Origin of the sequence: Natrinema halophilum (assembly GCF_013402815.2) — an archaeon.
Classification (GTDB): domain Archaea; phylum Halobacteriota; class Halobacteria; order Halobacteriales; family Natrialbaceae; genus Natrinema; species Natrinema halophilum.
Genome location: NZ_CP058601.1, coordinates 537,841 through 557,756, shown reverse-complemented (window position 1 = coordinate 557,756; position 19,916 = coordinate 537,841). Strand labels below are relative to the sequence as shown.

Sequence of the window (19,916 nt, the reverse complement as noted above, 5' to 3'; positions counted from 1 at the left end):
CACGCGGATTTTCGCGATCCGTAGTCCAGGGGACGTCCCGAACACGGAGACGAGCCTCACCGAGCGGTTCGTCACGTCTCCAGTGGGAGCGACCTGCTCCGACGGTTCCATACGGCGAGCTGGGTCACCTGGTAGCTTTATCACGTCTTTCGTTGGCATTTCACACGGTTGAACGAAAATGCCCCGAGAATGGACGATCAAAGGAGACTACGTGGAAGCCTGCAACTGCGACGTCGCGTGCCAGTGCGTATGGCTAGAACCGCCGGACGACGACGTTTGTGAAGTCTCGCTGGCGTGGCACATCGAGGAGGGACGCTACGGCGACGTCGACCTGAGTGGGGTAGACGTCGGAATGCTCATCTCGACCGAGGAAGGCGTCATGTTCGACACCGAAACGGAGTGGGACGTCGTGTTACTCGTCGACGAGACGGCCGACGACGACCAGCGCGAGGCTGTCGAGGACATTTACCTCGGCCGCGCCGGCGGGATCTGGGCTCCCGTCGCCGACACGCACGTCAGATCCGCAGACGTCGCGACCGTTCCCATCGACTACTCGCGGGACGGGATGGACTTCTCCGTCGACATCGGGGACGTCATCGAGATGGACGCGAGTGCCGCGGTCGGGTTCAACGAGGAGGTCGGCACGATATCGCCCCACCCGTTGACGCAGAGTCACGAGGTCCAGACAGGCAAGTCGACGACGGCCGCCGTCTCCTACGACGATCGGTTCGAGTGGGACGTCTCTGGAAACAACGCCTACCTCGGTGACTTCGAACTGGCGAACTCCTGACGGCAGCGGGACGACACCCGACTGATCAGCCATGGAGACGGACGACTCGTTCCGCGAACGAATTACCCGCCGGCGAGTCCCGATCGTCGCTCTCGTCGCCTACGTGATCGCGCTGGGGGCGTGGACGGCAGTCGTCGGTCGCTGGCTACCGATGCCTGGCGGCGCGACGGACGCACCAATGCAGCCGTCCGAACCAGGGGTGCCGGAGGCGATGGCGCTCTCGAACGGACCGTCGGGAATCGCCCTGTACCTGTTCATGTGGGGCGTGATGATGATCGCCATGATGTATCCGTCGTCGGTCCCGCTCTTCCGGCTGTACGCCGAGACGCTCGCCGGAACGACGACCGCGGGGAAGGCGGCCCGAGTCGGTGCGTTTCTCGGAACGTACGCTCTCGTCTGGACGCTCACGGGAGTCGTTCCGCTGGCCCTCAACGCGCTGGTCCCGATCGCCGGCCTCGCGAACGACCACGGCGGGTTCCTGATGGGCGGATCGCTCTTGCTCTTGTCGGTGTACCAGCTCTCGCCGTACAAATACCGATGTCTGCGCTACTGTCGATCGCCGCTCGGATTTCTCATGACTCACCATCGACCGGGGGTTCGTGGCGCCGTTAGGATGAGCGGGGAGTTCGCCGTCTTCTGCATCGGGTGCTGTTGGGCCCTATTCGCGTTTATGGTGATCGTGGGATCGATGAACATTATCTGGATGGCGCTCATCGCGGTCGCGCTCTCGCTTGAGCGGACGGTTACGTGGGGGGAGCAACTTGCGCGTGTGATCGGTCTCCTCGCTGGCATCACCGGATGTACCGTCGTCGCACTCTCGGTGATCTAAACCCGCTCTCGGGATCGATGAACGGGCGCCGTCTCTTCGCGCGACTCCGCGTGAAACCACCCCTGAATCAGAACACTCGGTTTCGACGGGCCGTAACTCGAGGCTCGCTACTCTCCTGCAGGTCGGATTTTGAAACCGTATCGGGTGACGCCTTCCTGGGTATAGATTCGTCGGATCGTCGTCTCGACCCGGTCGCCAACCGCGAAGTCGTCGGGAGCAGCGTCGGTACCCATCGCCGGTGCGCTGACGGTCTCGTCACCGCCTGCAGTCTCGAGGGCGACGATCGCCGCCGCGTAGTCGCCAGACTGGGACTGTTGCTCGGCGAACTCGGGCGGTGCACCACCCTGCGAGATGGTCGTCACTGCCTCGATCGTTCCCCTGCCCGCGAGTTCGAGGGGGTCGTACTCGGCGAGGGCATTGCAGTCGTCGCACGCGCCCTCCGGCGGGAACGATAGCGCTCCACACTCGGAACAGCGACCAGCCTCGAGCCGGTAGCGCAGTGGGATCGACCGCCGCCAGGTCGGAATGCTAACGTAGGCGCCGCCGCCGGACGGCGGTCCCGTGGTCACGATGCCGCGCTGGCGCAGATACTCAGCGTAGGAGAGTGGGTCCTCGCCCTCGAGCGCAGTCGCGACCGGCACGTCCGCGTCGGCCTCGATGAGGAGGGCGTCTGCTCCCGCACCGCTGCCGTGTGAAACCGCAAGAACGGATTCGTAACCCTCGGAAAGCGCCGTTGCGAGCGACATCGGAACGCTTGCGGCACCGAGGTCACCGAGTTCGTGGACCGACGCGGCGGCCCGAATTTCGTCGGTACCGACGCCAGCCGCGCCGGCCGCGCGGTAGGGGAGCTTTCCGTCGGGTGCCTGAATCGCTGCCGCTTCGGGCTCCGGATCGCCCTCGAGACCATCGACTGCGCCGCCGATCGTTTCCTGAAACGCCTGTCGATCGTATTGCGTAACGCCCAGTGCGTGGGTCTCGTCGTCGCCGGTGGCTCGGAACCGAGTTCCGGGGTAGGGCGCGGCGTACTCGGCGCGGTCGACGATTTCAGCCGGACCGCCGCGCTCGAGAACGAACGCTGCGGCGCCGGCCCCTGCTGCGTGGTCTACAGCGTCGTCCGGATCGCCTTTCGGTGCGTCGGCTGCGACGACGAGCCCGGTGGTCGAATCGGACTCGAGCGCGTCCAGTCCGGCCCAGAGCGCGCGAGTACCGGCTCGCGTACTGCCGGTGAAAACCTGCCTCGTCGACGACTCGGGAAGGGCGAACATTGCCCCCAATCGAGCGGTCAGGTCTTCCTCGGCTTCCGGCGGCCGCGAGGACGCAAAGCCCAGCCAGTCTACCGATGTGGGATCGGTCCCGGCGGCCTCGAGCGCTCGGGTCGTGGCCTCGTAGGCCATCGTCAGGGCGTCTTCGTCGGCAGAGGGGACGGCCTTCTGGCTTACGCCAGCGGCGTGGAACTGTCCCCAGGCCTCCTCGAATGCGTCCGCGCTGATGCGGAATCGCGGGGCGTACGCACCGACGCCGGTTATCGCGCTCATGCATTCACCTCCGACTCCTTTTCAAAAATGTGGATGACGGCGGCACCACCGCTGCCACCGACGTTGTGTGTTAGCCCGCGTGTGGGTGCGTCGACCTGACGCTCGCCTGCGTCGCCGGATAGTTGTTTGTACGCCTCGACGACCTGACCGGCGCCCGTCGCACCGATCGGATGGCCCTTGGACTTGAGCCCGCCGGAGGTGTTGACCGGAAGGTCTCCTCCGAGTTCGGTCGCGCCTGATTGGATTAACTGGCCGGCTTCGCCCTTCTCGCAGAAGCCCAGGTCCTCGTAGGCCAGCAGTTCGGCGATCGCGAAACAGTCGTGAACCTCCGCAAAGTCGAGGTCATCGGGGGTAACGTCGGCCATCTCGTAGGCGGACTCGGCTGCCCGCTGACTCGCGGGCACGCTCGAGTAAGAGTCGCGCTGGAAGAGCCCGACCGAGTCACTTCCAGCACCGACGCCGGCCACCCGGATCGGGTCGTCCGTATATCGATCGACGACGTCCTCGCTGACGATCAACGCGCAGGCCGCGCCATCTGAAGTCGGACAACAATGATAGAGATTGAGCGGGTCAGCGACGACGGGTGCTGATCGTGCATCCTCGAGCGAGCATTCGAAACCGAGTTGCGCGTGAGGGTTCTTCGCCCCGTTCGAGTGGTTCTTGACTGCGACCTGTGAGAGGTGGTCGCGCGTGGTCCCGTACTGTTCCATATGGACGCTTGCCATCTGGGCGTATACGCCGGAGAAGGTGGTTCCGGAGAGGCGTTCCCATTCGGTCTCTCCGGAAACGCCGAGCCAGTATTTCGTCGCGTCGGAACTCATGTCCGACATGACCTCGAATCCGCCTGCGAGAGCGACGTCGGCAATTCCGGATTTGACGGCCTGTACCGCCTGTCGAACGGCAAATCCGCTTGCCGCGCATGCGTTTTCGACCCGCGTCGTGGGAACGCCGTCGAGTCCAACGTGTTCGGTCACAGCTGGCCCGGAAAGTCCAATTTGGCGGCCGCCCACGCCGAGGTTGCCGACGAACGCTTCGTCGATGTCCTCGGCCTCGAGTCCGTTCGGTACGCTGCTTACCGCCGCCTCGAATGCCGTCCGGAACAGTGACCGGTAACTTTCCGATGGGAAAGCCCCGTAGTCCGACTGTCCCGCACCGACGAGATATACATCGCGCATACTCGCCATTGAGGAATCGCATTGAAATAAGTATGCGTTCTTCCCACGCATACCGGCTCAGCCGCCAGAAAAGGCCGTCAAAGGCCTGTTCTCGTCTGGCCCGATCGGGGAAAATTCGATCGAAAGGAAACCGCCAAACGGGAATTACCGCCGTCGGAATCGGTCGCTGACACCGAAACGCGACGCGGGATTCAAGCGTCTCGTCAACGTATGGCGAATATGTCGCGTGCGGCCGACCTCGTGTCCGCCCTCGAGACGACCGAGTCGCTGGCGATCGTCTGTCACGACAATCCGGATCCTGACTGTCTCGCCAGCGCGCTCGCATTCGAGTCGATCGCAACAGAACACGACGTAACCGACGTGACGATTACCTACGGGGGCGAGATATCGCATCAGCAAAATCGTGCGTTCGTCAACATGCTCGACATCAGCCTCCGGACCATTTCGCGGACTGACATCGGCGAGTACGACACGATCAGTTTCGTCGACCACACCGTGCCAGGAATGAATACCGAAGTACCGGAACAAGTCACCCCCGACATCGTCGTCGATCATCACCCTGGCGAATCGAGTCAGGCAACGTACGAAGACGTGCGTACCGATTACGGCGCCACGGCGACTATTTTCGTCGAATACCTTCGCGACCTCGAGATAGATCTGACGACGAGACTCGCTTCGGCGCTGCTCTTTGCGCTCCACCGAGAGCGACTCGACTTCGTCCGCGAACCCACGCGACGCGAGTACGAGGCCGCGCTGGCAGTCTACTCCGATGCGAACCTCGAAATTTTAGAGCAGTTGTACGGCAGCGCGTTCACACCGGGAACGCTCGATGCCATCGGTCGAGCGATAGTCAGCCGAGACCGGCGGGGTTCAGCGATGATTGCGAGCGTCGGCCAAACTACCGAGACGGATGCACTTCCCCAGGCGGCGGACTACCTGCTCAATCTCGAAGGCGTGGATACGGTGTTGGCCTATGGCATTATCGGCGACGCGATTCGCCTGAGCGGCCGCTCCATCGATCCCCGTGTCAACATGGGCCAGACCCTCCGGTCGGCGTTCGATGAACTGGGTGCCGTTGGCGGCCACCACGATATGGCTGGCGGCCGAATCGAACTCGGACTATTTGCCGACGACGAAGGTGACGTGGACGAATTGCTCGAGTTCGTCGGCAGTCGACTCACGAACAGATTTTTCGACGCGTTGAACCTCGACGAGTGACGTGGAACCGATAGCTCCACGGGCGCCTCAGTCGATATCGATGGAGTGTGACTCGTCGCTCGTCACCCGCTTGGGAAGTCGGACCGTCAGCATACCGTTGTTGACGCTGGCTCGGACCGAGTCGACGTCGACCGACTCGGGCAGGCGGATCTGACGGCTAAACGATTGCATCGTCCGTTCTCGTCGGATGTAGGTCGCCGCGTCGTCGCCGACCTCCTGTGTGCGTTCACGGTTTCCGGAAACGGTGAGTGTGTCGCTGGATAGTCGCAATTCGAGGTCGTCGCTTTCGTACCCTGGAACGTCGGCGGTGACGACGAACTCGTCACCCTCGTCTTTGAGGTCGATGCTAGTCGCCGAGTCACCGATCGAGAGATCGAGGCGGCTCCGGTTGTCGACTTGCGTTTCCCACGACCGCGCCGTCGTTTCGATCTGGCGGTTCAGTCGGTTGAGCAGTTCCTCGATCCCGTCGAACGGTCGAGAGCGGTCTGCCATGGTATCTCGTATGTAGGAAGCCGACCGCGAAAAAGACCACTCTCAGAAGCGGTGATTCTCTTCGGATCCGATATGTTATCAGTCAAAGTTGCGGCAGAACCAACAGGTGGGCTGGTTGTTTTTACGCTGCCTGCCATAGGCCCAAACATGACGGAAGCACTGTTCGTCGTCAGCGAGGAAGGCTACTGGGCAGAGGAATGTGTCGAACCGCTCGAGACGCTCTCGGATGCGGGAGTAGAGATTACGGTTGCGACGCCGTCGGGCAGTCCACCGGTGGTCGACGAGCGGTCGCTCGATCCCGACCAGGTCGGCGAAGAGACCGCCGAGCATGCCCGATCGGTCATCGAGAACGACGAGCGACTGAACGATCCGATCTCGGTCGCACAGGCCGACGCGGAGGGATACGACACCGTCGTCTTCCCCGGCGGCCACGGGACCGAATGGGACATCAACCAGGACAAACACGCCCGAAAGCTCCTCCGGGAAATCGTGGAAGGCCACGGAAAAGCGATGGTCGTCTGTCACGCCGTCGGCATGCTCGCGTTCGCCCGCGATAGCCACGGCGCGTTCATCGTCAACGGGCGCGATGTGACCGGCTTCCCCAACGCCTGGGAGGAGGGCATCGTCGACGAGGCAGACCGGATGCCCGACGGTCGAAAGCTCCCCTACTGGGTCGAAGACGAAGTGAAAGCGGCAGGCGGAAACTGGGACGCCGAACTCGACGCCGACACGAGCGTCACCGTCGACGGCGACCTCATCACGGGCCGGGGCCCGGGCTCCTCGAGCGCGGCCGCCGAAACTCTGCTCGAGGAACTCGACGTAGAAGTGGAGGCCTGAACGGCTTTCGCGCCGAAAGGCTAGGTTGCAGACGATATCGGGTACTCGCTGGAAGAAATGCATCGACAGACAGACCACCAGGTACCGGACCAGACGGACGAACCGTCGACCGGATGCTCACGAGAGCTTCAACGGCGGGGCATCCAAATCAGTCCCTTTTTACACGCCGCCGGGGAAACACCCCTCATGAGCTTCGAGGAAGACGACCGCGTCGTTCTGCACGACGAGCACAGCGAATTCGACGGCGAAACCGGCACGGTGACCCAGACGATGGAGTCCATGTTCGGTGACGTCACGTATACGATCAGCTTCGACGATGGTCAGGAGGCCGGCGTTCCCGAGGACGACCTCGAGGCGGCCGACGACGAGGAATAACAGCGGCCCAGTCACGCTCGCTCGAGCCGGTCGCTCCCGTCACCACCGGCCGAGCACTACTCGGACATTCGACTCGTAGATGCCACAGATCCCGCTTCACTACGTCGACTTACGAACGTTCTGCTACGCCACCGAGGACGAAAAGCGCGTCGAGGAAGCGCTGCGAACCTTCCTCCCGGACGACGACGAACCGCTTGAAATCGACCGCACAGAGAGCGAGGGCCACTACGGCGACCGTATCCTCGTTCTTTCGGCTCGCGTCGAAAAGGCCGACGACGTCCGCCACGTCCTCTCTCGGCTGGCCGACCTCGAGACCTTCGACGATCTGATCGACGAACTCGACGAGCGGGTCACCGAGAACACCGAACTATTCCTGCGCCTCGACAAGCAGGCCGCCTTCCAGGGCGACGTGCGCCTCGGCGACGGCATCACGTTCCGCGGAAAGGTCGAAGCGTATCCGGCGAAAAAAGAGCAAGCCGTCGCGAACGCAGAGGAAGTCCTCGATCGGTTGCGCGACCGGGACTAGCCGCGTTCGCACTCGAGAATCGCCGTCCTTCACACAGTTTGAGCAGACCAATCGAACGCGATCCTCCGGTTACGAAGCCCTTTTGACTGACCAGTCAGTAAGGTCCTGTAGAACCATCCTGCATGGCGGACGATACGATCAACGACCTCATGGAAGCGACGTATTGCGCCCTGTGTAAACACGGCTACGCGGAGTTGACGATGCAGGACATCGCCGCGGAATCGACAAAGAGCAAAGGGACGCTTCACTACCACTTCGAGGGCAAACAGGACCTCCTCGAGTCGTTTCTGGAGTACATTCTGGACAGGTTCGAGGAACGAACCGAAACCATCCCCGGCGAGACGCCGTCCGAGAAACTCCACGAGTTCTTCGACGAACTGCTGACACCGTCCGACGAGGATTCAGCGGAGGAGTTTCGGACGGCAATACTCGAGATTAAGGCACAGTCGCCGTATAACGAGGCGTATCGGGAGCGATTGAGCGAGTTCGACCGCGCGCTCCGCGATCGCACCGCCGGATTCGTCGCGGACGGCATCGAGACCGGGGAGTTTCGGGACGGCATCGATCCGGACGAAACGGCCGACTTTCTCGTGACACTGTTTCACGGAGCGCAAACGCGGGCCGCCGCGGTCGATCGGTCGCCGGAGCACACGAAACAGTCCGTCCACGAGTACATCGACAGTACGCTTCGAGCTGACGGCTCGAGTAGTGAAGAACCGACGGTCGCGGACGGCGAGGCGGAGGCCGGCAAATGAGTCTACTCGACAGACTCGTCGCGTGGGTCACGCGCCGCTTCGATCGGCTCTCCGTGGTGTTCAAAAGTCGCGAGGAGTTCGACCTCACGTCGGGCGACATCGCGAAACCGCTATTCTATCTCTCTTTGCCGATCATCGTAACGAATCTACTGCAAACGGCGTACAACCTCATCGACACGTTCTGGCTCGGACAGTACAGCACGGACGCGCTGGCCGCGATCAGCTTCGCGTTCCCGATGGTCTTCTTGCTTATTTCGGTCGGAATGGGACTGTCGGTCGCCGGGAGCGTCCTCGTCGCCCAGCACATCGGTGCGGACGAGGAGTCCGACGCGGAGTACGCCGCCTCGCAGACGGTGGCGCTGTCGCTGCTCGCAGCGATACTTCTCGGATTCGTCGGCTACGGCTTCGTCGAGGAGCTGCTCGGCCTTCTCGGCGCGTCGTCGGACGTGTTGCCGCTGGCCACCGAGTACATGCAGGTTATCTCGCTCGGGATGCCGTTCATGTTCGGCTTCTTCGTCTTCATCGCTCTCATGCGAGGCTACGGCGACACGATCACGCCGATGCTAGTGATGTTTGGCTCGGTATTGCTGAACGTCATTCTCGACCCGTTCCTGATCTTCGGCTGGGGACCGTTTCCCGAACTCGGAATCGAAGGCGCGGCGATCGCGACGGTCTTCTCCCGCTCTCTCGCGCTCGTCGTGGGGCTCGGGATCATGTTCAGTGGCACGCGAGGGGTCCGCATCCGCCTCGGACAGATGCGTCCCGACTTCTCCTTTGCGACGAAGCTCGTCAGCATCGGCTTTCCGGCGTCGATCGAGGGGATGGGCCGCGCACTGTCGATCAACCTACTGCTGGTGATCGTCGCCTTCTTCCCGGATACTGTCGTCGCCGCATACGGAATTGGAACGCGGGTGTTCTCGGTCATCTTCCTCCCGGCGATCGCGGTCGCTCGCGGCGTCGAGACGATGACCGGCCAGAACGTCGGAGCGAACAAACCGGACCGCGCGAAGGCCGCTGCCGACTTCGCGGCTCGGACTATGTTCGTCGTTCTCGGGGCGCTTGGCGTGGTAGCGTGGATCGGCGCGCGCCCCATCACTGCCGTGTTCACCGACGATCCGGCCGTCATCGACGTCGGCGTCACGTTCCTTAGATACGTCGCGCCGTCGTTCGGATTCATCGGTGTGATGCGCGCCTACAATGGCAGCTTCCGCGGCACCGGGAAGACGCTTACCGCAGCCGCGATCGTCCTCGTAATCTACGCCCTGGTCCGGCTACCGATCGCAGCGATCCTCTCACAAACGGGGATGGGATACCGGGGAATCTGGCTCGCCTTCGCCGTCTCGAACGTCCTCGGTGCCGGCCTCGCATACGGGTGGTATCGCAGAGGTACCTGGCGGTACGTCGACGTAACCGGCGCGCCGGGGGCACCCTCGGTCGGCGACGATCTCGAGGTCGGTGAGCCGGAGACCAGTACCGACGACTGACGTCTACCCCAGTCAGTAAAGAGCCCGCGAGGTGACGAAGTCACGTGAGCCGGTTCACTATGCGATGTCCACGTGACAGCCCCTGCTGGTGGGTAGACAGCAGCGGACAGCGCGGTGCTCGGTCGACCTGCAGAACGTGGTGACAACCGATGGTCGAGACCGTCAGAATCGACATACTAAGTCTCTTCCTCGTTCTCTCCGTAGCGTGGGTCTTCGGTGCGCTTGCCGAACGGATCGGCTATCCGACCATGATGGGGGAGCTGTTCGCCGGCATTGCGTTCGGTCCCGCGTTGCTCGGGGTCCTCCGCCCGTCCGAATTGCTTTCAGTGCTATCCGAACTCGGCGTGTTCCTTCTGATGGTCTACGTTGGCATGGAAGTCGACTTGCAGGAGCTGTTCAACCTCGGTTCCGAGTCCCTGGTGATCGCTTTCGGCGCCTTCGTCATCCCGTTCGGGTTGGGATACGCGGCAGGCATCTGGCTCGGCAGTACCGTCGAGGCGGCACTGTTCCTCGGACTCGCGATGGCCGCCACGTCGTTGGCAACGAAGTCGCGTATCCTTACCGATCTCGATCTGCTCGATACCCGGATCGCGAACGTGTTACTCGGCGGGGCCCTCGCCTCCGACGTGGGCGTCCTTATCGCGTACGCGGCGATCGATAGCTACGTGACGGCCGTCAGGCTCAATCCAGTCGAGATCGGCGTGATCCTCCTCAAGGTGGTCGGCTTTTTCGCGGCGACATTCGTCTTAGGCTATCGCTTCTTGCCGATCGCGTGGCGGTACATCGAACGTCAGCGGGAACGATACGGCTTCGTCGACCGGACGACCGCGTTCACGTTTGCCTTTCTCGTCTCCCTGCTGTTCGCACAGCTCGCGACGATTGCGGAACTGCACATGATCATCGGCGGGTTCGTGGCTGGACTGTTTCTCCGACAGGCCGACGTCGAATCGGAACTGCACGACCACATGGAAACGGTCATCTACGACCTCGCAGTGGGCTTGTTTGCCCCCGTCTTCTTCGTCACGGTCGGGTTCCAGATCACCTTCGACGTGGTTTCCGATACCCCCAACGTGCTCGTCGTGCTCGTCGCCATCGCGTTCCTCGGCAAAATCATCGGCTCCTGGTTGTTCGCGCTCCCGACAGCCCTCACCTCACGCGAGGGCCTCGTCATCGGATTCGGGATGAATGGTCGCGGAACAGTCGAAATCGTCATCGCAGAGGTCGCGTTTCGCGCCGAGATCATCGACCAGTCCCTGTTCTCGATCCTGATCTTCATCGCCGTCTTCACGACTGCGCTCGTCCCCATTACCGTCACCTGGGGCGTGCGCCTGCTCGAGAACGCGGACGAACTCGTTTACGTCGATTCGACACCGATGACCGACGACTGAGTTCGTTCCACCCCTCACCTCGAGGCCCAGCATCGCGCTCACAGCGTGGCTCGAACGGGGCGCTTTTGCCGTCTGGCCCAGAGGATTGGGGTATGCACGTTTCCATCGCGGCAGACGATCCGATCCGCGAGGCGGTCGTCGCCGCCCTCGATGACGTCGACGTTGGCGTCCGTGACACCAACGTTGAGACGCTCGCCGACGCGCGATTTGCTATCGTCGGCGACGTCGTCGGATCGGCGACGTTCGACCGGGCGAACGAAACCACGCTCGAGGGCGGAACACCCTGGATAGCCGTCGAAATAGGCGGCGTCGGCGGCCATTCGATTTCGGCGGTCGACGCGGCGGTAACGGGTTTTGCGCCCGCGACCGGTTGTTTCGACTGTCTCCGCGCCCGCGTCACGTCGAATCTCGAGGACAGCGCCGAGAGTCCCCAGGCAGATCGAAGCGCGGCGAGACTCGCCGGCGCACTCGCCGGTCGGGAGTGCGTGCGCGTGCTTTCGGGGGGCGAAAAATCGATCATCGGACAGGTTCGCGAGGTACCACACGCCAGACGGCCGTTCTTGCCCGTTCCCGGCTGCGAGTGTGGAGACGAAACGCGGAATCGAACGCTCGAACGGGACGCCGACACGCTCGCGCTCGACGCCGCCGTCGAACGCGCAGAGGGGGCGATCGACGAGCGAGTTGGTCCGGTCTCGAGCATCGGGGAAATCGAGTCGTTTCCAGCCCCCTACTATCTGGCGACGATGGCGGATACGTCGGCGTACAGTGAGGCGAGCGCCCCGCGCCAGGCAGCCGGCGTCGCCGGCGACTGGAACGCCGCACTGATGAAAGCCGTCGGCGAGGGCCTCGAACGGTACTGCGCCGGCGTCTATCGAGACTCGGAGTTCGTCTCCGCGAGCGAGGACGAACTCGACGACGCAGTACCCCCGACGGCGCTCGTCCGACCGGACGACGCCCCTGCGTACGATCCGAGCGACAACCATCGCTGGGTCCCCGGTGAAAACCTCGAGACCGGTGAGCCGGCACACCTGCCCGCCGCGTCGGTACAGTTTCCACAACCGGGGAAGGAACTGGTCCCCCCGATCACGACGGGGCTGGGGCTCGGGTCCTCGACGGTCGATGCCCTGCTGTCCGGCCTGACCGAGGTACTCGAGCGAGACGCCACGATGCTCGCCTGGTACTCGACGTTCGAACCGCTCGAGCTATCAGTTGAGCAGGAGGCGTTCAGAACGCTCGAGCGACGGGCACGAGGCGAGGGGCTGTCGGTGACGCCGTTGCTGGTCACGCAGGACATTGACATTCCCGTCGTGGCAGTTGCCGTCCACCGGGAACCAGCCGACTTCGACGGGGGTGAAACGGGTTCGGCTACGAACGACGGGTGGCCGGCGTTCGCAGTCGGCTCGGCCGCCGGCCTCGACGCCGCGGCGGCCGCAACCTCGGCACTCGAGGAAGCCCTCCAGAACTGGCTCGAATTACGGAACCTCGGCCCCGACGAGGCCGACGACGCTGGCGGGGCTATCGGCGAATACGCGTCGTTCCCGGAGCGGGCGCGAGAATTCGTCGACGTCGACGAAACCGTTCCGGCGGCTACCGTCGGACCGGACCCCGTTCCGACCGGCCTCGATCGACTCGAGTCGCTGTGTAAGCGAACGGCTGACGCTGGACTGAGCCCGTTCGCGACGCGACTGACGACCCGCGACGTCGCTCAGCTCGGTTTCGAAGCCGTTCGGGTCGTCGTCCCCGGTGCCCAGCCGCTATTCACTGGCGATCCGTTCTTCGGCGACCGAGCAGCGAACGTTCCTCGTGATCTCGGTTTCGAACCGGCACTCGAGCGCCCGTATCATCCGTACCCGTAACTGGCCCAACGGGGGCAGCAAAAGGACTGTCGTCCCACCGTGAACGGATCACGCTCGCGATTCCCGCCGTCGACGGTCCGGCGGCAGCGTTCGTTCGAACTACTCGGTTTCAGAATCGGTCGCGGTGTCGTTCGTCTCATCGCTTTCAGGACCTGTTGCCGAATCAGATCCCGGTCCGTCGTCCCGCTGAACGTCCAGAATCAGGTCGTCGTTTGTGAGCCGAACGACGACGACACTCGTATCCGGCGTGATCGGTCCGTCCTTGACGGCGAGTGTGTCGCCGTCCCGTCCGAGTTTGGTCGCGCGGAATATCTGTTCGGTCGCATCGAGATGCGGTGCCGTGGCCGACTGGTCAGCCGTAACCTTGTAGCTCTCGTCGTACGTCTTCCGATTCGTCTCCGAATTGAACGCCTCGAGCGTGAGATTGAAATACTGATCTGCTTCGCTGTGAATTTCGACCGGCACCAGGCCCCGAAAACTCCCCTGATAGTGTTCCTGCAGCGTCTCGACACAGCCCGAGAGGCTGGCAGTGGCGGCGACCCCGGCGGATCGAAGTACCGTACGACGGTTCACGTGCGGCTCTCGGGGTCGCACGACTGTAGGCGTTACTCTTCGCTCGTCGGATTCCTAATTGTCATCCTCTTCCATGAGTTTTTTGCGTCGCGAACTGAATAACGGGACATGGAGAAAATCGCGATCGACGATGTTGACGTGCAAGTCCATCCGATGGAAGTTCACTCGGTCAGGCGTCCGGTGTCAGACGCGCTCGGATTTTCCGACTTCGCAATGAATTACTTCGAACTCGAGCCCGGAGAATCGTTCTCCGGGGGATTACACACTCATTACGATCAGGAAGAAGTCTTTTACATACAGGAGGGGACTGCCACGTTCGAGATGGAAGACGGTGAGATCACCGTCGACGAAGCGGAAGTCATCCGGTTTGCACCCGGCGACTTCCAGCGCGGATACAACGATACCGACGAACGAATCGTCGGTTTCGCATTTGGCGCGCCCAAATCGAAACACGATCGGGACCAGGTCGAGTCGATGAACTACTGTCAGGAGTGCGAAGACGAAATCGCTCACAGCCTCGAACTGGCGGACGAAGGAGCGTTCCGGCTGACGTGTACCGATTGTGGGAACTCGTTCGTGCGCTGAGTGTGGCTCGTGTGGCGGATCACGGACGCTCAATTCGGCCGGCAGAACGACCGACGGAGGACGGGGCGGTTTCGCTCGCAGTCGATGATCGGAATAGCCTGAAGGTTTTTATGGGGGGCTGATTGGTTCCACGTATGGTCACAGCAGACAATTCGCCCACGGGGATCGACTCGACGCTTTTTATCACTGTCTCCGGACCGCCGGGCTGTGGGGCGACGACGCTCTGTGAGCGCCTTTCCGAGGAAATGAACTGTCCGGTCGTCTCCGGTGGTGATATCTTTCGCGACCTCGCCGAAGACCGCGATATGAGCCTCAACCAACTCACTGCGAAAGCGGACGAATCCGACGAGATCGACCGTGCACTCGACCAGCGACTCCAACAGATCGCCGAAAAGTGGGGGATGGCAAACAAACCGTTCATTCTCGAGTCCCGGCTGGCGGGCTGGTTGGCTGGTGAGCGCGCCGACCTTCGGATCTGGCTCGACGCGCCAGAAGACGTTCGACTCGAGCGTATCGCTGATCGTGGCGAAACCGAGGCCGAAATGCGCGTTCGAGAAGTCAGCGAAGCCGGGCGTTACAGGTCCTATTACGAGATCGATATCGACGACCGCGAGTTCGACGACCTGCAAATCAATACGGCACGCTGGAGCAAAAATGCCGTATTCACCCTCGTCCGGACCGCGATCGAGGAGTACGAACCCGAACTCGACGAAGGATCGTTCAGTATTCCCTCGGTAGATCCGTAACAATACCGCTCGGTCGGGATCGCTGCGTGCGTCTCACTCCTTTCGCGAACAGTTCGGTGGGTTATCTACGCCGTCGATGGCTCGGCGACGGCACCGGCCTCAGTCTCCCTGTACGACATCGTCGCCCGTTCTGATTTCTCGATGAAGCAACGGCTATCTCTTCGACGGAGCCACCGGTCCTGTCCAGCCCTCAGACCCGTTTTGCTTCCGATGCAGCGCGCTGTTTTCCGATACGATTACGATATGATAGACCGGCAGACAGAAACCGGTTTGCTGATGTTGTATGGCAATTTCTATTTATAATATCCAGGAGCGAAAATAATTTACCATAGAACATATAAGCGTATTAGTATGTCTCAACCGGGACGAACGAACGACGAAATTGGAAATGAGAAAGGAAGAAAAACAACTGAGAATAAATTTTCACGGCGGAGAACACTCGGATTGGCAGGTATCGTCGGTCTGAGTGGACTGTACGGAACGACCAGTGCCAGTGCCAGTGCCAGTGCCAGTGCCAATGCCAATGCCAGTGCCAGCACAGAAGGGCCCGCGACAGCATCGAGCGACGTCTCGTTTAACGATAACCTGTTGGTCGACGTTGGCGGCCTCGAAGGTTCCTCTCTAACCGGTGGGCAACGGCTCGATTCGCTAATCGGTGACAACCTCCGGGTCGATAACGGCCAACTCACGGCCACCGGCGGTCAGATCAGCGAAACCCTCGAGAACCGACTCGAAGACGCCGTCACACATCTCGAGGTTGTCGGTGGGACGGGAAACACCTGGCGTGTCGGTCCATCAGAACCGACCGGCGTATACCATTTTCAGGGTGCATTCGGGATGTTGTTCGAGACCGATCGGCCGGTTTACTTCGGCGAATGTACGATCGACGCAGAAGAGGCAGGCCAGTTCACACCGGCGGTCTACAGGTACGATTCGGCCACGGACAGGCTGGTCGAGCAAGTCGATACGGTGACGATACAGGCCCGCGGTGGACCACAGACGATCTTCCTCGATTTTCTCGTCGAAAAGCCCGGTGAATACCTGCTGACTCGACTACAACCCGGCCAGTCCCCGGGGAAAGAGAGCATACCTGACGACCTCTTTAAGCGGTCCGACGACAGTATCCGTTTGATGCGCTCTGCCGGATACGACGGCGGGTACAGCGACGACTCTCGGCACGGCGTTCAATTAAAGGGTGGGTACAACCCGAACAGATCGAATCTTACTCCCGAACCCACCACCGAGTACTACTATTACTACTTCGATATGGAGGTCTCCTCGGCCGGAGGCTGATGAGGCAGTCCCGGTTCGGACGCAGGGGCAGATCCGTCGATCTCGCGACGGCGCCACCGTACAGTCGGGTACTCGAACCGTATCCATGACCAACCTGGACTACTCCACCGACGCAACCACAAGACACTAACGATGACAGCAGAACGACTCGTAACGCGCATCGAAGACGGCATTGCAGCGTACAGAGAACTCAGACGGTCCCGGTGGAACGAACCCGAAGCTCGTGATATCGGCGACGGGTTCGCCGTCCGGCGATCGAGTGACATACTCAGGCCGGGAACCGCATGGGAAACACCGCTCTACGCGGTCGACACACGGGTAGACGGGCCGACTGTATTCATCCTCGCCGGTCAGCAAGGATTCGAACCGTCTGGGGTAAACGCCGCCGACATTCTCCGCCGAATGACCCCGGAATCGGGCAAGCTCCTCGTCATCCCGATCGCGAACAAGACCGCCGTCGACGAAAACCCATCGTACCACGGCCGACACGGAAACATGAACCGGAATTGGAATTCGGGTGGCCGTCCCGCTACTCCGATGACGAGAACCATCTGGGACCGCTTTACGGCCGCCGATCCGGACCTCGCGTTCGACCTCCACAGTTCCATGGGTATCTACCACGTGGACCCGCCCGACCCCGATCCGCCGGTTGGTCAGGCGGTCTTCCCAACGGATGATGTGGCAGCCAAACGCGCATCAGAGGCCGTCAGACAGACACTCAATGAAGACTATCTCGCGCAGTTCCCGTATTGCTACCGATACGACGAAGGAGGGCTACAGGACGGCTCCGAGGATATGTTCAGCGACAGGGTTCACGTCGATTCGACGGCGTCTTGCCTTCTCTGTGAAACGACTCGAGATCACGGCATCCTGCCGACCCCAAAACAGACTCTCTGGCACTTAGTGACCGTCCTGCGGGCCGCCGAGACGTTCGGCATGACATTCGAGGAATCGATCGACGACGTCGCCCCTACGACCTCACGGTCGCCACACCGGTGTGCGACGTGCGCGGACCGAGGGACGCTCCGAGCAGAACGGTGGAATTACAGCTGCTAGAACGCGCGTATATTGCAACCGCCGTTCGGCTGTATCGGACTGTCGCAGCAAGGACGGATTGTTGCAGCAAGGACGTATTGTCGCAGCAAGGACGGATTGTCGCAGCAAGGACGTATTGTCGCAGCAAGGACGTATGTGACGGCTGCCAGAGAATACCCGTCTGTGACCTCCTAGAACCGTCGACCGTTCCGATGGGACCCCCTCGTGAACCGCCTCGGGGCCAAGTCGTTCGAGAATCTCCGATTTTCGTGACTGAGCGAATCAAAGATTCGTGAGGGCCGCGAAACCGTTGGTTTCGCTTGATCACTGAAATCTTCGATTTCCGGACGACCCCGAGACACTCGCCTTGTCTATCTGTCGAGTCCGAAAAGCGTCGATGCGCTGCGACGAAACGACATCGCATCCTGACGGAAGACGTCGCGGCTGAACGATTGGGTTCGTCTCACCGCTCGAAACAGAAGAAACGGGAGCTGAAAGTCACTCGCTGTCCGGCGAGTAGTTCGGCGCTTCGTCGGTGATGACGACATCGTGGGCGTGGCTTTCCGCCTGCCCGGCCGCAGAGACGCGAACGAACTCCGATCGCTCTTTGAACGCTGGAATCGTCTCTGCGCCGACGTAGCCCATCCCCGACTGCATGCCTCCCGCAAGCTGGTGGAGTTCCGATTTGAGCGTTCCCTTGTACGGCGTCGCGGCTTCGACGCCTTCGGGGACGTATTCGTCGTCCTCGTCGGGTTCATCCTTGAGGTAACGATCGCTGTCGCCGGATTTCATCGCGCCGACGGACCCCATGCCGCGGTACTGCTTGTACTTCTTCCCGTTCATCGTGACGACGCGGCCCGGTGCTTCGTCGGTTCCCGCGAAGTAGGACCCGAGCATGACGGCGTCGGCACCGGCGGCGATAGCTTTGATAGCGTCACCGGAGTACCGGATGCCACCGTCTGCTATCACAGGAACGTCGTTGTCGGCGGCGACGTCTGCGACCTGAGCGACGGCCGTGATCTGTGGCATTCCCGATCCCGAGACGACGCGGGTGGTGCAGATCGAACCCGGGCCGATTCCGACCTTGATGCCGTCCGCGAAGTCGACCAGATCCTCCGCCGCTTCGCGGGTGCCGACGTTCCCGACCACCACGTCCGCGTCGACGGATTCTTTGATCTCACGAGCGCCGTCGATGACGTTCAGGTTGTGCGCGTGCGCTGTGTCGATGAACAGAACGTCCGCGCCGGCTTCGTCAGCGGCGTGTGCGCGGTCTTGCTCGAACGGGCTGACGGCGACGCCACAGCGAAGTCGTTCGTTCTCGTCACGGACGGCTTCCTTGTATTCCCGACGCTGGAGGATACCCTGCATCGTGACGAGTCCCACCAACAAGTTTTCGTCGTCGACTACCGGGACGCGCTCGATCTTGTGGTCGTACATCAGATCGAACGCGTCGCGGGCGTTGATATCTTCGGGGGCTGTGATGACCTCGTCCGTCATCGCTTCGGTAACCGGATCGTCCTCGTTGACCTCGAGGTGGGGGCGGATGTCGGTACTCGAGATGATGCCCAGCACTTCGCCGTTGGTGTTGACGACTGGTGCACCCCCGACGCCTTTTCGGGCCATCAGTTCGTCGACCTCCCGGACGGACATCTCGGGGTCGGCGGTAACGACCGAATCGAAGGGGATGATGAGTTCGTCGGCGCCCTTTACGCGCTCTATCTCCTCGACCATTTCGTCGATGTTCATGTTTCGATGGAGGATGCCGAGGCCACCGTGGCGAGCCATCGCGATCGCCATGTCACTTTCGGTGACGGTATCCATCGCTGCAGAGAGGATCGGCACGGAAACCTCGACGTTCCTGGAGACGCGCGACGTGAGGTCGGCATCGTCGGGTTCGACACGGCTCTCCTTCGGTCGTAGAAGGACATCGTCGAACGTTAGCGCTTCCGGTACCTGAAGTTTCGAAGAATAGGGCTCGTGCTCGGGAACGTCGTTCGCCATGTAATCCGTCCGGTCCCACAGGCAAAAAACGTTGCGAGATGAACACGGGTGTGGACGGTTCCGAGGCCGTCACCAGCCCATCCACTTCCGTCGCGCGGCGCGGAATCTGGTTCAGTCAAATCGGACGGCCATTCAACCCCCGTCGCACCGATCGGAGTCAAGAGATCACTTTAAAAATATCGACTTGGGTGGATAAATTTCGATCAGTTGTGTGCATTTCTCTTCGAAAGTGTCCATTACTGGCTGAAATTCCTCGGGTCGTGAACCCCTCTCTCACACAACGTTTATTGAGAGTCCGCCCGTCTGTGTAGGTATGTACGCTGTGAGTGCAGCTACGACCCGAACTGCCGGTCGGACGAGCTACCACTTCGTCTCCACTGCTATGTTCGGGAAATTCACATCGAAACTCACAGCAGGTAATTT

At 61.6% G+C, this 19,916-nt stretch carries 19 protein-coding genes; 14 read left to right on the top strand and 5 right to left on the bottom strand.

Annotation, left to right across the window (positions count from 1 at the left end; translation table 11 throughout):
• The first annotated feature begins 178 nt into the window (after window positions 1-178).
• A complete protein-coding gene (locus tag HYG82_RS23405; RefSeq protein WP_179259547.1) occupies window positions 179-790 on the top strand; it encodes a DUF1326 domain-containing protein in 612 nt (203 codons plus the stop codon).
• Window positions 791-821: 31 nt separating this feature from the next.
• Complete coding sequence (locus HYG82_RS23400; RefSeq protein WP_179259546.1) at window positions 822-1,619, top strand: DUF2182 domain-containing protein; 798 nt, start codon at window positions 822-824, stop codon at window positions 1,617-1,619.
• A gap of 107 nt (window positions 1,620-1,726) precedes the next feature.
• Here the strand turns inward: HYG82_RS23400 and HYG82_RS23395 are convergent, their stop codons facing one another.
• Both HYG82_RS23395 and HYG82_RS23390 read right to left on the bottom strand, forming a co-directional pair.
• Window positions 1,727-3,154: a zinc ribbon domain-containing protein gene (locus HYG82_RS23395; RefSeq protein WP_179259545.1), complete on the bottom strand. Its 1,428-nt coding sequence runs from the start codon at window positions 3,152-3,154 to the stop codon at window positions 1,727-1,729.
• Window positions 3,151-4,329, bottom strand: a complete 1,179-nt coding sequence (locus HYG82_RS23390; RefSeq protein ID WP_179259544.1) for a thiolase domain-containing protein — start codon at window positions 4,327-4,329, stop codon at window positions 3,151-3,153. Before HYG82_RS23390 ends, HYG82_RS23395 begins: the two co-directional genes overlap by 4 nt.
• Before the next feature lie 219 nt (window positions 4,330-4,548).
• Between HYG82_RS23390 and HYG82_RS23385 the strand changes: the two genes are divergently transcribed.
• Window positions 4,549-5,547 carry a DHH family phosphoesterase gene (locus HYG82_RS23385; protein ID WP_179264331.1) on the top strand — a complete coding sequence of 333 codons (999 nt, stop codon included), beginning with the start codon at window positions 4,549-4,551 and terminating at the stop codon, window positions 5,545-5,547.
• 27 nt (window positions 5,548-5,574) lie between these two features.
• Here HYG82_RS23385 and HYG82_RS23380 read toward each other — a convergent pair whose 3' ends face one another.
• A complete protein-coding gene (locus HYG82_RS23380) occupies window positions 5,575-6,039 on the bottom strand; it encodes an Hsp20/alpha crystallin family protein (RefSeq protein WP_179259543.1) in 465 nt (154 codons plus the stop codon).
• Window positions 6,040-6,186: 147 nt separating this feature from the next.
• Here HYG82_RS23380 and HYG82_RS23375 point away from each other — a divergent pair, with 147 nt between their 5' ends.
• From HYG82_RS23375 to HYG82_RS23345, 7 genes are all read left to right on the top strand, one after another.
• The gene (locus tag HYG82_RS23375) at window positions 6,187-6,876 is read left to right on the top strand and encodes a type 1 glutamine amidotransferase domain-containing protein (RefSeq protein WP_179259542.1); all 690 of its coding nucleotides are present in this window, start codon (window positions 6,187-6,189) and stop codon (window positions 6,874-6,876) included.
• 186 nt (window positions 6,877-7,062) lie between these two features.
• Window positions 7,063-7,251, top strand: a complete 189-nt coding sequence (locus tag HYG82_RS23370; protein ID WP_179259541.1) for a DUF1918 domain-containing protein — start codon at window positions 7,063-7,065, stop codon at window positions 7,249-7,251.
• Between the two features lie 79 nt (window positions 7,252-7,330).
• Window positions 7,331-7,777 carry an RNA-binding protein gene (locus tag HYG82_RS23365; protein ID WP_179259540.1) on the top strand — a complete coding sequence of 149 codons (447 nt, stop codon included), beginning with the start codon at window positions 7,331-7,333 and terminating at the stop codon, window positions 7,775-7,777.
• A gap of 122 nt (window positions 7,778-7,899) precedes the next feature.
• A complete protein-coding gene (locus tag HYG82_RS23360) occupies window positions 7,900-8,532 on the top strand; it encodes a TetR/AcrR family transcriptional regulator (RefSeq protein WP_235217803.1) in 633 nt (210 codons plus the stop codon).
• Window positions 8,529-10,016, top strand: a complete 1,488-nt coding sequence (locus HYG82_RS23355; protein ID WP_179259539.1) for an MATE family efflux transporter — start codon at window positions 8,529-8,531, stop codon at window positions 10,014-10,016. The genes HYG82_RS23360 and HYG82_RS23355 overlap by 4 nt, the downstream gene beginning before the upstream one ends.
• Before the next feature lie 149 nt (window positions 10,017-10,165).
• A complete protein-coding gene (locus HYG82_RS23350) occupies window positions 10,166-11,404 on the top strand; it encodes a cation:proton antiporter (RefSeq protein ID WP_179259538.1) in 1,239 nt (412 codons plus the stop codon).
• A 92-nt stretch (window positions 11,405-11,496) separates the two neighbouring features.
• A complete protein-coding gene (locus HYG82_RS23345) occupies window positions 11,497-13,260 on the top strand; it encodes a YcaO-like family protein (protein ID WP_179259537.1) in 1,764 nt (587 codons plus the stop codon).
• Window positions 13,261-13,359: 99 nt separating this feature from the next.
• Here the strand turns inward: HYG82_RS23345 and HYG82_RS23340 are convergent, their stop codons facing one another.
• Window positions 13,360-13,833, bottom strand: coding sequence for a hypothetical protein (locus HYG82_RS23340; protein WP_179259536.1), 474 nt, complete (start codon window positions 13,831-13,833; stop codon window positions 13,360-13,362).
• A gap of 108 nt (window positions 13,834-13,941) precedes the next feature.
• Here HYG82_RS23340 and HYG82_RS23335 point away from each other — a divergent pair, with 108 nt between their 5' ends.
• The 4 genes from HYG82_RS23335 to HYG82_RS23320 all read left to right on the top strand — a co-directional run bounded on the left by HYG82_RS23335 (window position 13,942) and on the right by HYG82_RS23320 (window position 17,513).
• A complete protein-coding gene (locus tag HYG82_RS23335; RefSeq protein WP_179259535.1) occupies window positions 13,942-14,418 on the top strand; it encodes a cupin domain-containing protein in 477 nt (158 codons plus the stop codon).
• Window positions 14,419-14,552: 134 nt separating this feature from the next.
• The gene (gene cmk, locus HYG82_RS23330) at window positions 14,553-15,164 is read left to right on the top strand and encodes a (d)CMP kinase (RefSeq protein WP_179259534.1); all 612 of its coding nucleotides are present in this window, start codon (window positions 14,553-14,555) and stop codon (window positions 15,162-15,164) included.
• A 444-nt stretch (window positions 15,165-15,608) separates the two neighbouring features.
• A complete protein-coding gene (locus HYG82_RS23325; protein WP_179259533.1) occupies window positions 15,609-16,457 on the top strand; it encodes a hypothetical protein in 849 nt (282 codons plus the stop codon).
• A gap of 132 nt (window positions 16,458-16,589) precedes the next feature.
• Window positions 16,590-17,513: a M99 family carboxypeptidase catalytic domain-containing protein gene (locus HYG82_RS23320; protein ID WP_179259532.1), complete on the top strand. Its 924-nt coding sequence runs from the start codon at window positions 16,590-16,592 to the stop codon at window positions 17,511-17,513.
• 477 nt (window positions 17,514-17,990) lie between these two features.
• Here HYG82_RS23320 and guaB read toward each other — a convergent pair whose 3' ends face one another.
• Window positions 17,991-19,493 carry an IMP dehydrogenase gene (gene guaB / locus HYG82_RS23315; RefSeq protein ID WP_179259531.1) on the bottom strand — a complete coding sequence of 501 codons (1,503 nt, stop codon included), beginning with the start codon at window positions 19,491-19,493 and terminating at the stop codon, window positions 17,991-17,993.
• Window positions 19,494-19,916 lie beyond the last annotated feature (423 nt).